The sequence below is a fragment of the Sphingobacterium chuzhouense genome (assembly GCF_014692525.1).
In the GTDB taxonomy this organism is placed as follows: Bacteria; Bacteroidota; Bacteroidia; order Sphingobacteriales; family Sphingobacteriaceae; genus Sphingobacterium; species Sphingobacterium chuzhouense.
In genome coordinates this window covers 452,188-465,761 of sequence record NZ_JACNYL010000002.1, presented here as the reverse complement: position 1 = coordinate 465,761, position 13,574 = coordinate 452,188, and the positions used below count along the sequence as shown (strand labels likewise).

At 43.0% G+C, this 13,574-nt stretch carries 12 protein-coding genes; 3 read left to right on the top strand and 9 right to left on the bottom strand.

The window, feature by feature from the left end; genetic code table 11:
- Window positions 1-40: 40 nt before the first annotated feature.
- On the top strand, window positions 41-1,060 hold the full coding sequence (locus H8B21_RS08325; RefSeq protein ID WP_190313996.1) for a quinone-dependent dihydroorotate dehydrogenase: 1,020 nt from the start codon (window positions 41-43) through the stop codon (window positions 1,058-1,060).
- 99 nt (window positions 1,061-1,159) lie between these two features.
- On the opposite strand, the gene H8B21_RS08320 is transcribed toward H8B21_RS08325, so the two are convergent.
- The 3 genes from H8B21_RS08320 to H8B21_RS08310 form a co-directional block, all read right to left on the bottom strand.
- Complete coding sequence (locus H8B21_RS08320; RefSeq protein WP_190313324.1) at window positions 1,160-1,462, bottom strand: hypothetical protein; 303 nt, start codon at window positions 1,460-1,462, stop codon at window positions 1,160-1,162.
- 11 nt (window positions 1,463-1,473) lie between these two features.
- Window positions 1,474-3,024: an OmpP1/FadL family transporter gene (locus H8B21_RS08315; RefSeq protein WP_190313323.1), complete on the bottom strand. Its 1,551-nt coding sequence runs from the start codon at window positions 3,022-3,024 to the stop codon at window positions 1,474-1,476.
- 65 nt (window positions 3,025-3,089) lie between these two features.
- Entirely contained in the window at window positions 3,090-4,199 is a 1,110-nt protein-coding gene (locus tag H8B21_RS08310; RefSeq protein WP_190313322.1) for a hypothetical protein, read from the bottom strand.
- Between the two features lie 182 nt (window positions 4,200-4,381).
- Between H8B21_RS08310 and proS the strand changes: the two genes are divergently transcribed.
- Together proS and H8B21_RS08300 are read left to right on the top strand one after the other, a co-directional pair.
- Window positions 4,382-5,854 carry a proline--tRNA ligase gene (proS, locus tag H8B21_RS08305; protein ID WP_190313321.1) on the top strand — a complete coding sequence of 491 codons (1,473 nt, stop codon included), beginning with the start codon at window positions 4,382-4,384 and terminating at the stop codon, window positions 5,852-5,854.
- A 73-nt stretch (window positions 5,855-5,927) separates the two neighbouring features.
- Window positions 5,928-6,839 carry an NAD(P)-dependent oxidoreductase gene (locus H8B21_RS08300; protein ID WP_190313320.1) on the top strand — a complete coding sequence of 304 codons (912 nt, stop codon included), beginning with the start codon at window positions 5,928-5,930 and terminating at the stop codon, window positions 6,837-6,839.
- Here the strand turns inward: H8B21_RS08300 and H8B21_RS08295 are convergent.
- The 6 genes from H8B21_RS08295 to H8B21_RS08270 all read right to left on the bottom strand — a co-directional run bounded on the left by H8B21_RS08295 (window position 6,826) and on the right by H8B21_RS08270 (window position 13,554).
- The gene (locus H8B21_RS08295) at window positions 6,826-7,626 is read right to left on the bottom strand and encodes an aspartate dehydrogenase domain-containing protein (RefSeq protein ID WP_190313319.1); all 801 of its coding nucleotides are present in this window, start codon (window positions 7,624-7,626) and stop codon (window positions 6,826-6,828) included. The two genes, H8B21_RS08300 and H8B21_RS08295, sit on opposite strands and share 14 nt — an antisense overlap.
- A gap of 66 nt (window positions 7,627-7,692) precedes the next feature.
- Entirely contained in the window at window positions 7,693-8,682 is a 990-nt protein-coding gene (locus H8B21_RS08290; RefSeq protein WP_190313318.1) for an LLM class flavin-dependent oxidoreductase, read from the bottom strand.
- Window positions 8,683-8,733: 51 nt separating this feature from the next.
- A complete protein-coding gene (locus H8B21_RS08285) occupies window positions 8,734-10,569 on the bottom strand; it encodes a mechanosensitive ion channel domain-containing protein (protein WP_190313317.1) in 1,836 nt (611 codons plus the stop codon).
- A 38-nt stretch (window positions 10,570-10,607) separates the two neighbouring features.
- Window positions 10,608-11,933: an MATE family efflux transporter gene (locus H8B21_RS08280; RefSeq protein ID WP_190313316.1), complete on the bottom strand. Its 1,326-nt coding sequence runs from the start codon at window positions 11,931-11,933 to the stop codon at window positions 10,608-10,610.
- Between the two features lie 30 nt (window positions 11,934-11,963).
- Entirely contained in the window at window positions 11,964-12,275 is a 312-nt protein-coding gene (locus tag H8B21_RS08275; protein WP_190313315.1) for a hypothetical protein, read from the bottom strand.
- 73 nt (window positions 12,276-12,348) lie between these two features.
- On the bottom strand, window positions 12,349-13,554 hold the full coding sequence (locus tag H8B21_RS08270; RefSeq protein WP_190313314.1) for a multidrug effflux MFS transporter: 1,206 nt from the start codon (window positions 13,552-13,554) through the stop codon (window positions 12,349-12,351).
- Window positions 13,555-13,574 lie beyond the last annotated feature (20 nt).

Genomic DNA, 13,574 nt, shown 5'->3' with positions numbered 1-13,574 from the left:
AGTAATGAATATTTCTGCTTCTTTGGCTACCTTTGCTGATATGTATAAATTAGTTAAACCTATATTTTTCACGATGGATCCCGAAACCGCACACCATAGGGTGACGGGCGGGTTGCGCACGTTTACTAAAATTTGGGGCGCAAAATCGTTGCTTAAGTCGCTTTATACGGTAAACGATTCTCGTTTAGAGCGTGAAGTATTCGGATTGAAGTTTAAAAATCCGGTGGGACTTGCTGCTGGGTTTGATAAGAATGGGGAGTATATTGAGGAGATGGCAGGTTTGGGCTTTGGGTTTATCGAAATAGGAACGGTAACGCCGCGTCCACAGCCCGGAAATGAGAAGCCAAGGATGTTCCGTTTGGTAGAAGATAAGGGGTTGATAAACCGCATGGGATTTAACAATCAGGGAGCTGACGTAGCTGCGGGTCGCTTGAGACGGCTGAAAGACCGAAACAACTTGATTATCGGGGGGAATATCGGAAAAAATAAGACAACACCCAACGAGGAAGCTGTAGATGATTATACATACTGTTTTAATGCCCTTTTTGAATATGTGGATTATTTTGTCGTAAATGTTAGTTCTCCCAATACGCCAGGTCTACGCGATTTGCAAGAAAAGGAGCCGTTAAAGAAAATTTTAAATACACTTCAGGATTTGAACTACACGAAACATATCCAACGGCCAATTTTACTCAAAATAGCTCCTGATTTAACGAATTCCCAATTAGATGATATTGTGGAAATTGTAACGGAGACAAAAATAGCAGGTGTTATTGCGACGAATACGACCATTTCCAGAGAAGGGCTATATAGCGACCCTGCCTTGGTGAAGGAAGCAGGAGGGGTAAGCGGAAAACCGCTCACTAAACGTTCTACTGAGGTTATTAAATACTTAGCGGAACGATCCAACCGTTCTTTTCCGATTATTGGCGTAGGAGGGATTCATTCGGCGGAAGACGCCATCGAAAAACTCGAAGCAGGAGCGAGCCTGGTGCAAGTATATACCGGGTTTATCTATGAAGGACCTGCCTTGATTAGTAGAATTTTAAAGAAATTGTAGGTGCTCACATTTTGAAGTCAGCGACTTCCTTTTATGTATAATGTCCGAAGAGCACTTAACTCTTCGGACAGATTGGAGCTAGTCACGAACTACAGATCATTAATCCCGATCCAAAAACTTCCGATCCTCCTCCGACAAATTCGTGTAGGGAGATGGATTTTCTAGTTCCGGGCTAGCTGATGTGGTTGTGTTATTGATACTGTACTCTTTCGGATGACTCTTTTTCCGACGGAATACAATTCCCCCAGTAATAACACCCAAAATAAAGAACACACCTAAAATCAATAACTTAGAGGTACGTATCTCACCGAAAAACCAAAAACTTGCTTCTTCTTTGTTATTAAAGAGAATCACCAGTACAAATGCTGTGATAATACCGAATATGATGGTTTTGGGTCTCATACTTAAACAACTTAAAACTTCGCACCTAATGTCAACACCACATTGGTACGTTGGTGTTTGATATCTGCTACCGGGCTTGTACTTCCCCAAAATTCTTCATCAATGACATATGGACTAACCTTATAGTCATTGATGAGGTGAACAACCGCTAAATCAAGATAAAGGGTATTCGTCAATTTTGTGCCTAGCCCTAAGCTACCGCTGTATTGCTTATTATCGGCGTTTTTATACGGGTTGCCAAAATAGTTGATGCCTGCACGTCCACTAATGGTGTTGGTGATGAGGTATTCACCGCCCAGACGTAGATTAACTACACCTTTATAAGCATTTTTAAAATCTTCGTCCCACAGCGCATCGTCTGAGGAGTTTACTTGTCCGGCACTTCGAACCTTAATACTACCGTAGTTAACATATTCGGCATCCGCAGATACCAATCCGCGACTGAAAAACTTGGATACGCCAAGTCCAAATTTCCAGGGTGTTATTAAACTATAGGTGAAATCATCTGTAAATTCCGTTTCACCGTAATCAAAAGCATTTTCTGCATTTTCATTATCGTAATAATCGACACCGATATAACTTTCTGTATATTGGTCGATCGTATACCAAGTAGGAGAGGTAATGGTCGCTCCAATGTTCCAGTCGACCGTGGGTTTATACATAGCGCCGATTTTGAAGTCTATTCCCGTTCCTTCTGAGCGTTGGTAGTAATCGTCCAACATCTCATAATTGGCACCTAAAATCAGATGGTCATCCAGTTGGGGATCTAGGAACCTGGAGTTGGGATTGTCCCTTTCTACCGTTGCTGCATCTTTAGTCCAGCCATACTCCGAGAGCTGCGCGGAGTTTTCGTGTATAAAGGAGGAGAAGCCGATGTTACCACCAATATAGAATACGTTGTTGTAATTACCACCAAATGCCAGCGATGTTTTGAAACTATTGCCTGTTGTTAATATGTCACTGATCTGATCTTTATTTCCAGACTCGTTGGTGATAGGAAAATAACTGTTGTCCGTATTGGCAAATCTTTCAATAAGTTTCATGCCATATAAGCTGTTGGCAAGGCTATTGTCTCCAAACGCAGCGATATCATCGGTATACGCACTCACAATCGTGTTGTTTGGGTTTACACCTTCATAACGAACGTGATTCGAAAATCTATTCGTGTTTTCATAACTTATCCCAACATTGAAATTTTGCCATCCATAATAGCCTTCGTTCTTGGGGAAGTGGAAAACGGCTCCCGCGTGATCAACGCCAAACCTGCCCTTGTTCTTGCTAATGCTATTTCCGAAATACGTACCTTTATTAGCGGCATTGTCGTAGTTAAATGTGACGGATATATCGGACTGTCCGAAGAACCCCAATCCCGCAGGATTTCCGGTAATGGAACTAATATCACCGCCTAATGCTGTTTTCGCATTTCCTAATCCTTTGAAGCGGGCTGTACCACCATTGGTCTCTTGCGAAAAAATCAATCCATTTCCAACAGATTGACTATGAGCAGAAAGCGCTACTCCTGAAACGAATAAAGATGTAAAAAGTATGTTTTTTATGTTCATAGTTTATTTTAAGAAGTAGAGACGCAATTTTTTGCGTCTCTACATGTATATAAATATAAATAAGTTTATCTTGTTCTTCCGCCGCGGGAGCTACCTCCGCCGCCACCAGAACTCCTAGACGATCCGCCTCCGCTTGACATTGATCCCCCCGAAGAACCTCTCGAAGGCGAGTACGAAGGTGTGCTTCGTGTTGTCGGTCTGGACGGTTGAGTCGTAGTAGGTCTAGACCGTTGCGTTGTCGGACGAGTGGTTGTCCTTGACGTTCCCGAACGTGACGTATTCGTACCTGTTGTAGGGCGAGTAGTCGTTCTTGTTCTATTTCCTATGGCTTCTCTGTTGGTTGTACCGCGTGTGCGTGTGCCGACACGAGAAGAGTTTGTAGGTCTGTTGGTGGGGGTTCTAGTAACATTGCCGTTTTCAGACCGAACACGGCTTGTATTTCCTACAGAGCGGGTTGTGCGTGTACTTGTTGCAGCGCGTCCAGTTACAATACGACCATTTCTATCTCGAGCTACGCGAGAACTGGAAACACGTGATGTATTACCTACACGTGTATTATATCCGTCGCGAGCGGCAATACGTGACGGCGCACCGCCTGGTCTTACGCTATATCGGTTTCCACCATAATAATGATTTCCGTATCCGTAGTAAGGGTGTCCCCAAGCATTATAGCCCCAGCCGGCATAAGGGTATCCACCCCATCCCCAGCTACCGTATCCATAATAAGGACTGCCCCATCCCCAACCATAGTAAGGGCGACCCCATCCGAAGCCTAGAGACCAACCTGATCCCCAGCCCCAGCTAGACCATCCGAGGCCAAAACCTCCATAGCCATACCAAGGGTCAAACCAAGGATCGAAATAAGGCATGCCCGGTGCACCGTAATGAAAACGGTTGATGCGGTTCGCATATACCAAATCGTTATCATACTCAAATCCTTCTACATATTCTTCGTCAGAATACTCGTCAGCATAGTAGTCATTTTGCGCATATTGCTCCTCCTGCGCTTCTCCATCGGTATAATAATAATCCGGACTCAGGTAATCTTGGGGAGCTTGGGATTGATTATTATACACATCGTCTCGGTGGGCTACTTGCCTACTTGTTGAACACGAGCTTAATGCAAAGATGGCTGCAAGTGTCAAACTACCGAATAATAATCTATTTTTTTTCATGATATCCTCTACTGTTAAACTTCGCTAATACAGTCTTTATTTATTATCTTAGACCCGTTTTTTAGACAAGGGTTTAATCCTATGCCAAAAATATAAATAAAACTTTAGGGCTACCCGAAGTTTTTCATAATAATACGAACAAATTACAATAATTGGTACAGAAATAATAATTGAAATAAATAATGGGAAAAGGTATAACAAGTCGTAGCGAAGATTACTCGCAATGGTATAACGACTTAGTCGTCAAGGCTGATTTGGCAGAACATTCTGCCGTTCGCGGTTGTATGGTCATCAAGCCCTATGGCTACGCTATATGGGAGCGTATGCAGGCAATATTGGATAAGAAATTCAAAGATACCGGGCATTCGAATGCTTATTTCCCACTATTTATCCCCAAATCCTTTTTCTCTAAAGAAGCTTCGCATGTGGAGGGTTTTGCAACGGAATGTGCCGTGGTAACGCACTATCGGTTGAAAAATGATGGCGAAGGAAATATTGTGGTGGATGAAACGGCAAAATTGGAAGAAGAACTAATTGTGCGGCCTACTTCAGAAACTATTATCTGGAATACGTATAAAGGCTGGATTGAGTCTTACCGTGATCTACCTATTCTAGTAAACCAGTGGGCGAATGTGGTACGATGGGAAATGCGTACCCGTTTATTTTTGCGCACCGCGGAGTTTTTATGGCAGGAGGGACATACAGCGCATGCTACAAGTGAGGAGGCTGTTGAAGAGGCTGAACGTATGCTGGAGGTATATGCAGATTTTGCAGAACAGACATTGGCTGTTCCTGTGATCCGAGGTGTAAAGACGGAAAATGAACGCTTTGCAGGTGCATTAGAGACGTATTGTATAGAAGCGCTGATGCAAGATGGTAAGGCATTACAAGCGGGTACATCACACTTCCTAGGACAAAATTTTGCGAAAGCTTTTGATGTGAAATTTACATCGAAAGAAGGAAAATTGGAGCATGTTTGGGCAACTTCTTGGGGTGTATCTACTCGCTTGATGGGCGCATTGATTATGGCACACTCCGATGATCAAGGGCTTGTGTTGCCACCAAAATTAGCTCCTATTCAGGTGGTTATCGTCCCTATTTACAAAACAGAAGAAGAAAAGGCGAACATCGATGGCTTTGTTAATAAGCTAACAAGCGAATTGCAAGACATGGATATATCGATAAAATATGACGATAGGGATACGCAACGTCCGGGTTTTAAATTTGCAGAGTGGGAAATGAAGGGCGTGCCTTTACGTGTTGCTGTTGGTGCGCGTGATATACAAAATGGCACCGTGGAATTGGCACGGCGCGATACACAAACAAAAGAAACGGTATCACAGGAAGGGCTGGCAGTGACCATCGAAAATCTATTGGGTATTATCCAGGAGAATATCTACCATAAAGCGTTGTCTTTCCGTAGCGAACACATTACGGAGGTGAATTCTTATGAAGAATTTAAAGACGTTTTGGAGAATAAAGGAGGTTTCATTTCCTGTCATTGGGACGGTACGGTAGAAACCGAAAAACGTGTGAAAGACGAGACGAAAGCAACCATACGTTGTATTCCTTTGGATGCGAAAGATGAAGTGGGCGTTTGTATCTTCACAGGTAAGCCATCCGGTAAGCGTGTATTATTTGCGAAAGCGTATTAACTATATATAGATGGTGTCCGAACAGACAAAAGTACCTTTTCGGACATCCTCTAAGAAGAGATTAAAAAGAGATATGTTTAAAAAAATAGTCGCCGTAGAGCCGCTAAACTTAATTCCCTCGGCGGAAAAAGCGTTATTCGATTATGCGGAGAAAGTTGTTTTCTATCCGAACAGTCCGCAGTCTGCAGAGGAGATGGCTTTACGGATTGGCGACGCCGATGCTGTTTTAATCAGTTATATTTCCCCTTTGGGAAAGGATGCACTTAAAAAATGCCCTAACGTGAAATATATTGGTATGTGCTGTTCGCTGTACAGCCCAGAAAGTGCTAATGTGGATATCCGGTATGCTAATTCAAGAGGTATTGCCGTTTTAGGCGTTCGGGATTACGGAGATGAGGGTGTTGTGGAATATGTTGTGAGCGAACTGGTGCGTTGTTTACATGGCTTCGGGAAGCACGATGATGGTACGCAACGTGCGCCGTGGGATGGTGTGCCCCGGGAAATTACGGACACGAAAGTCGGTATCTTAGGTTTAGGCAAATCGGGTGGTATGGTGGCGGATGCGCTTGCGTTCTTTGGTGCGGAGATCTCTTATTTTGCACGTTCGGAAAAAGAGGACGCTAAGCGAAAAGGCTATCGGTTTTTACCGTTAAGGCAACTCTTAAAAGAAAATGAAGTTATTGTTGCTTGTTTAAATCGCGGTGTTGTTTTGATGCATGAAGAGGAGTTCGCCGAAATGGGTGACAGGAAGATCTTGTTTAATACCGGACTTTCACCAGCTTGGGATGAAGAGCCTTTTGCAAGGTGGATAGACCGGGATAATCGCTGTTACTGTGATACCTTAATTGCCTTGGGAAATGAGAAGTTTCTGACGCATACGAATGTACATTGTATGCAGGTTTCGGTAGGCCGTACCCGCCAGGCGTTTATACGCCTGAGCGAGAAAGTGCTGGCCAATATCGAAAACTATCTTAAAACACAATAGGCGAAACGATATTTCGCAACGTGTTTACAATGCTCCATCCTGCAATGTGGGCGGTAGCACTGTAGACATTAACTACCGCATGGACTTGTTCATTTTTGATCTCTATGCGGTGATTATCCCCAACAAAATCGGGAGTAGAGGTTATCGATACCTGCATGTTCTCCGGACCTACGGATGCAATTGACGCAGCGACAGATACGTTGACGCTTGTCGGGAAAAGGGCAATGGCCTCGATGGCGTTCCCTTCGAATACCTTTTTTTTCTCGTGTTGTAAGGATTCTTCATAGATGGCATATTTTCTAAGCGAGTTGGGACTTTTCTCGGTTTGAAAAGAAGCTTCGCATTTACCCATCAAGGAAGCTGTCCGTAAAACATCCAGTCCACCGATAGCCCCGGAAGCGATGTGCACTTTCGTTCCATATTTTTTTGCTGTTTTCGCGACATCCTCATAAAATGCCTGGTCTGCAAAAGCTCCCATCGAGAGTGTCACGATAGACGAACCGTTTTTTAAAGCGTCGAGCGCAAATTCCTTCAGGGCATTTGGGGAGGCTGTTTCGATAATATAATCGGGTTTCATCGCTAAAACATCTTGAATCGATGCACAAGGTGTACAAGTCGATCCGGAATCTATTGTGTTTACTTTATCGGCAATATGTTGCGCTTTTTCCTTGCTTCTGGAATAAGTCGCAACTAATTTATACTCCGGAAGTAGATTGGAGTTATACGCGTCCACAACAAGTGCGGCCAATTTGCCACAACCAACGATAGCTAAAGTCTTTTTTTCCATGTTGTCCAACATACAGCTTTTTTCAAGCAAAGCAAAATCGTTTTTGCTTTTGGGTTAAACGTATCGCTATATTAATGCTTCCTTAATAATGCGAAACGATTCCAGACGCTTTTGGTCGTCATAGATATAATTTGTCGTCATGATTTCATTGATCTGATAACGGCTGACAAAATCATAGATATCCTGTTTAAGCGTTTCCTTATCACCTGTAAAGGTACATGCAGTCATGCTATGGACGGCTCTCTCAATTTCGGGAATGCCGTGGTATATTGGCTGTTCCGTTGGCGGAGACAATGGACGACGGTGGTTCGTGATAATTCCGGCAAACATATTGAATAAACTCGTGGAAAGGAAGTCGGCTTCTTCCGTCGTTTCAGCACCTATAATATTGACGCAGGCGATGAAATAGGGTTCTTGCAGATGTATGGAAGGTTTGAACTCCCTTCTGTAAATCTCAGACGCTTGTGCGAGCATAGCTGGTGCAAAATGTGCGGCGAAAGCATAAGGTAAACCTAGTTCGGCAGCCAAATGTGCGGAGTCTGTACTGGAGCCTAATATATAAATCGGAACATCCAATCCTTCACCGGGGAAGGCACGCACTTTCTCTGATGGATCATCGTTTTCAAAATATTGTTGGAGAGCCTGTACATCATCCTTAAAATAAAAGGCAGTGTTCAGATTGTTACGACGGAGTGCCATCGCGGTGACTTGGTCAGTGCCCGGAGCGCGGCCCAGTCCCAAATCAATTCTGCCGGGATATAAGGTTTCTAACGTACCAAACTGCTCGGCAACAACTAGAGGAGAATGATTGGGTAGCATGATGCCTCCCGATCCAATACGTATATGATTAGTCTTACCCGCGACATGGCCAATCAAAACAGCTGTCGCAGAACTGGCAATATGCTCCATATTGTGATGTTCTGCAAACCATATCCGCTGGTATTCTAATTTCTCAATATATTGAGCTGCTTCAACACTTCTAGCAATAGCCTGTTGTGCATTTTGTCCTTTGCAGACAGTCGCTAGATCCAAAGCCGAAAGTTTAATTTTTTCCATGCCACAAAATTACAGGCTTTGTTATGAAATATGGTAATCCTTATGTAATACCTATTCTTTTGGAATGTCTTTATCTTTCTTAAATGCTATCGGCATATCGAGCTCTGAGCCATCACGTATAGCGCGAAAATGTGGAGACAAAAGTTCTATTCCAGCCGCATGAAATACATCCAGGATGTGTTTGTGTAATTCAGAATAGATAGCCGCCTGTTTATGAGGGTTCCGTGTATAAGCGTTGATTTGATACGTGACATAAAAATCGTCAAGGCTTGTTTGTAGAATAAAAGGTGCGGGGGTCTTCTCCAATAAATCTACTTGTTCACACGCTTTTTTAGCCAACTCGTGTACATCCTGCCAAGGGATTTCATAAGCCATGGTAATATTTGTATATATAATTAATGGGTTCTCTGCGACGTCCATACTATAATTGATCGTATGGCTATTCATTACTTGGGAATTTGGAACGGAAATGACTTCATTCTTAACCGTACGGATACGGGTTACCAATAAACTTTTTTCAATAATGTCGCCTGAAACATCACCAATCTTTACGCGGTCACCAATAGAGAACGAACGCATATAGGTTAATAGAAGACCCGCTATGATATTGCCCAGTGCGCCTGCAGAACTGAAGGTGAAAAGCACGCCGATAAATACCGATACACCTTTAAATATAGGGGTATCGGCTCCCGGAAAATAAGGGAAAATAATGATGAGCAAGAAAGCGAATAGCAATACACGGATAATCTGGTAGGTGGGCAGTGCCCACTCTTTGTAAAAACCGGGGAAGTTTAATACGCCATTATGTATTTCCTGTGCAAAGAAACGCAGCATTTTCAGGAGATACCTGAAGATAACACAAATGACAAGAATGGTTATCAGGTTCGGCAAGTAGGCGATGATAGCTTGAGCAACATCTTTAATGGGCTTGATGAAGTAACCCAATAAAATAGGCGCATAACCTTCCGTGGTCGGAAATAGGTTTAATAATATCGGAAGTGCAAGATAAACGGATATCAATATAAGCAGCCATTTTAAGATATTAAGAAAGGTCCAGACAAACTTTATCTGTCGATTTGCAGAAACAATCTCGTAGCCTTTTATACGGAAACCTTGGAAGAAGTTTCCCCGTAACATGAGTAATCTCTTTTTGACCCATTTTATCATTTTTCCTATACCGACAATGATGAGAGCTACAGCGAATATAATAATGACGGCAAAGACAATTCCCAATGCTATTTTTCGTAGGCTAGTATCCTCCCGATATTGAACAATGGTGTTTTTTATATTCGTTAAATACATATTTGCCAATTGCGCTGTTTGAAGATCGGCCCACATGGCATCCTCATCATCTATGCTGGCAATCATTTGGTCTTCCCAATACACGATCCAGTTCGTTTCGTTATGTTCCAAACGTAGAGAGTCTACATCAAATTTATAATTGTCAGCAAGCGAACGGATTCGATTCTCGACAGCGGCTGCCCGCTCTTGCGGGGTGTAACTACCAACTTGGATATATACCGTAAATATGGTGTCTCGGAAAGGTACGACGGGTACACCTTTGTTTAACGTACGAAGTGAGTCTACCGCTTGCTTTCTTTTCGCAAATAGAATGGAATCTCGGCTTCTTAATATGTTGATTTCTTGTAAAAGACGCTGCCGCTCGTTGTCTCCTTGTGTCGATAGGGAGATGAGTTGTGCTTCGAGTTTCTTCCGTTGAAGTGAATCTTGCTTTTGCTGTTCGCGTATTTGGAGAAGATCATGCGCTTTGGAAGATATTTCTTTCGCTGTATCTGCAAGAGAAACAGCGGTATCCTGCCCCAAAGAGAACTCTATATTACAGATATATACCGCAATGAATAAAAATAATAACCGAATCGAAGACATATTTTATTTGATACTATTCCTATAAATATAGAAAATTGTTAAGTAATTACCATCCCCCGTAATATTTTAGGATAGTATATAACTAGTGTAATGGCCCGCGCGACGACATAAATAATAAAACTAATCCACAATCCTACGTTGCCATAGGGGGTTGTTAACAGTAATGCCGAGCCGATGAAAATAAATAAAGCCATCAGCGTCGCGTTTCGCATTTCCACACTTTTTGTTACCCCGATGAAAATACCATCTAATTGGAAGGCGGCGAAAGATAATGCAATGTAGATGGCAGCATACAAACTGTGGGCAGAAGCTATAGCTTGAACTTGCATATCTTTAGTGAGCAGCGGAATGAGTAAATCGCTCAGCATGTATACGCTGCATGCGAGGATTAACGCGGTAATACCTGCTAAAATACTGGAATGCCGAACCTGCTCTATAAAATAGGCTTTATCTTTTGCTCCAAATGCCTTGCCCGTTAACATTTCGGCAACATGGGCATAGCCATCCAAGAAGAAGGCAGAAAGCGATACAAATTGTAATAGGACATGATTGGCTGCTAAAACCTGGTCACCGAAATCAGCTCCCTGATTAGCGAACCAGGCAAAGCCGCTAAGAAGAGCCAAAGTGCGGATCATGATGTCGCCGTTTACTTTGAATAACGCGATAAGCTTTTCTTTGTTAAAAACGCGAGATCGTAACTGCTGTAAGCGATGGGAAAAACCCTGCAATTGCATCTTTTTGAGAAGTAAATAAGAGGCAAAGAACAACGTAGACCATTCGGCTATTACGGTACCGAATGCGATGCCGCGTACACCAAGGTCGTATCCGACAACAAACAGAACGTTCAACAAGATATTGAGTCCATTGAGGAATAATTGGACGAATAGTAAGTGTTTTGTCCAGCCCATTCCGATAAATGTGCCTAGCAGGGTGAAGGTAACTAACGTGGCTGGAGCGCCCCAGATGCGAATATAAAAATAGTCCCTTACAAGGATTCTAATTTCATCGCTTGCTTTCAATAAACTGATGGACGTTTCGCCAATCAGTCGTTGGAGTATGATAAGAAGTATACCGATTCCCCCGCCCAATAACACTGTGCGAAATAATAAAGCATGCGTTTCATCGAGGTCATTTGCTCCTGCAGCTTGCGATATAAAGCCGGTTGTACCCATACGAAGAAAGCCGAATCCCCAATAGACAAAATTAAAGATCAACGAGGCTAAAGCGATAGCTCCAAGGTCGACAGCAGCCCCGGTTTGTCCAATGGCAGCGGTATCCGCCAACCCTAGCAGGGGAACAGAAGCATTTGCCAGAATAACCGGGAATGCAAGTTTAATGATGCGGATGTAGTTTCTATGGATCATAACCCGCCCAAACTTACATAATATCTTTCTTTAATTAGATTCGTCTCTTGTATTGAATTCGTTGAATATCGTCGTAAATTCGGCTTTGTGCCTGTCGTCAATATCAGGGTCGAAAGATATGGTAACTTCATAATCATTTAACACACGTCCTTCGGGAAGGGCGGCGGTAATATGGTCGATGTGATCTTCAATCGCATCTCTTATCTCACTTTTGTCCGTTATCGACTCCTCTTCTATAGCGATTTCCGTTTCGTTTTCTGTTTGATCGTTCAACGCCCATTTCAGTCGCTTGAATTGCGTTTTATAAAACGATGTGACATCAATATCTAGTGTACTTCTCATATCTAAATAACAAAAAACAACAAAAATAGTTTCTTGTGTCTTCGTTTCATGGAAGTCCGACAGGCAGATATTGCTACGTATGGCTTCGACGTTTGTCAACCAAGAAATATATTAAGTAGGCGATTGACGCACTGGCGCACATAACGGCAACCATGGGCACCATCGAGCCATTATGGAAATAACTGACAGAAGCGGAAGTCAGTGCACCTAACGCCATTTGGATACAACCTAAAAGCGCGGATGCAATTCCTGCAAGTCTTCCAAAAGGAGCTAACGCTAACGCGGAAGTGTTCGGAAAGATAAAGCCTTGGCTACAAAGAAATAGACAGATAAGTCCGAGTAGTATATAGAGGTTCATGCCTCCTGCTAAGGTAATGATTACGAGCAATATTCCTGCAGACGCTTGTAGAAAGCTTGCTTTTTTGGAAATCGACTCGCTATTCCATCTATTTAGCAGAACACGGTTAAGCTGGGTGGCCAAAATCAACGACGAAGCGACTAACGCAAATGCAGCACCATATTGGGCTTCGGACAAACCAAATAAACGCTGTAGCACAAATGGTGAGCCAGACAGGTAGGCATAAAGTCCGCTCGAAGCAAAGCCACCGACAGCGGCGTATAGAAGAAATGTCGGATTTCGAAAAACTTGCCAGAAATCCGTTATAATATACTTAGGACGTAGGGACATCTCCTTGTTGCCCTGGTAGGATTCTGGTAAGATAAAGATGACACTTAATAAGATGAAAAACGCGAGTACCGCTAATATGACGAAGATGATATGCCAATCAAAATTGGTCAGAACGAAAGCACCGATGCTTGGTGCCAGAATAGGAGAGATGCCAATCACCAACATTAGCATGCTGAATACCTTGGCGGCTTCGCGTGGTTCAAAAATATCCCTTACCATAGCCCGGCTGGCGACCATGCCGGAACAGCTGCCCAACGCCTGCATAAACCGCAAGAAAATAAGATGGTCAGGCTCCTTCGTATAAGCACACAGTATAGATGCTACGATATAAATCACAAGGCCAAAAAGAAGCGGTTTTTTTCGTCCAAATTTGTCGAGCAGCGGGCCATAGATTAGTTGGCCAAAAGCAATGCCGATGAAGAAGGAGGTCAACGAGAGTTGTATGTGTTCAATGGTTGTTTCGAAATCTAAGGCAATAGTTTCGAAAGCGGGGAGATACATATCTATCGAAAAAGGACCAATAGCAGATAATAAACCTAATGTCAATAATATCGCAAAACGCTTTTTTCGGGAAACGGCATTAATATTCATGTGTGGAACGTCTCTTTGTA

Excerpts from the sequence above, each read along its gene's own strand:
- H8B21_RS08275 (WP_190313315.1), bottom strand. The coding sequence starts at position 12,275 with ATGAGAAGTACACTAGATATTGATGTCACATCGTTTTATAAAACGCAA.
- H8B21_RS08290 (WP_190313318.1), bottom strand. The coding sequence starts at position 8,682 with ATGGAAAAAATTAAACTTTCGGCTTTGGATCTAGCGACTGTCTGCAAA.
- H8B21_RS08300 (WP_190313320.1), top strand. The coding sequence starts at position 5,928 with ATGTTTAAAAAAATAGTCGCCGTAGAGCCGCTAAACTTAATTCCCTCG.
- H8B21_RS08320 (WP_190313324.1), bottom strand. The coding sequence starts at position 1,462 with ATGAGACCCAAAACCATCATATTCGGTATTATCACAGCATTTGTACTG.
- proS (WP_190313321.1), top strand. The coding sequence starts at position 4,382 with ATGGGAAAAGGTATAACAAGTCGTAGCGAAGATTACTCGCAATGGTAT.
- H8B21_RS08285 (WP_190313317.1), bottom strand. The coding sequence starts at position 10,569 with ATGTCTTCGATTCGGTTATTATTTTTATTCATTGCGGTATATATCTGT.
- H8B21_RS08270 (WP_190313314.1), bottom strand. The coding sequence starts at position 13,554 with ATGAATATTAATGCCGTTTCCCGAAAAAAGCGTTTTGCGATATTATTG.
- H8B21_RS08295 (WP_190313319.1), bottom strand. The coding sequence starts at position 7,626 with ATGGAAAAAAAGACTTTAGCTATCGTTGGTTGTGGCAAATTGGCCGCA.
- H8B21_RS08310 (WP_190313322.1), bottom strand. The coding sequence starts at position 4,199 with ATGAAAAAAAATAGATTATTATTCGGTAGTTTGACACTTGCAGCCATC.
- H8B21_RS08315 (WP_190313323.1), bottom strand. The coding sequence starts at position 3,024 with ATGAACATAAAAAACATACTTTTTACATCTTTATTCGTTTCAGGAGTA.
- H8B21_RS08325 (WP_190313996.1), top strand. The coding sequence starts at position 41 with ATGTATAAATTAGTTAAACCTATATTTTTCACGATGGATCCCGAAACC.
- H8B21_RS08280 (WP_190313316.1), bottom strand. The coding sequence starts at position 11,933 with ATGATCCATAGAAACTACATCCGCATCATTAAACTTGCATTCCCGGTT.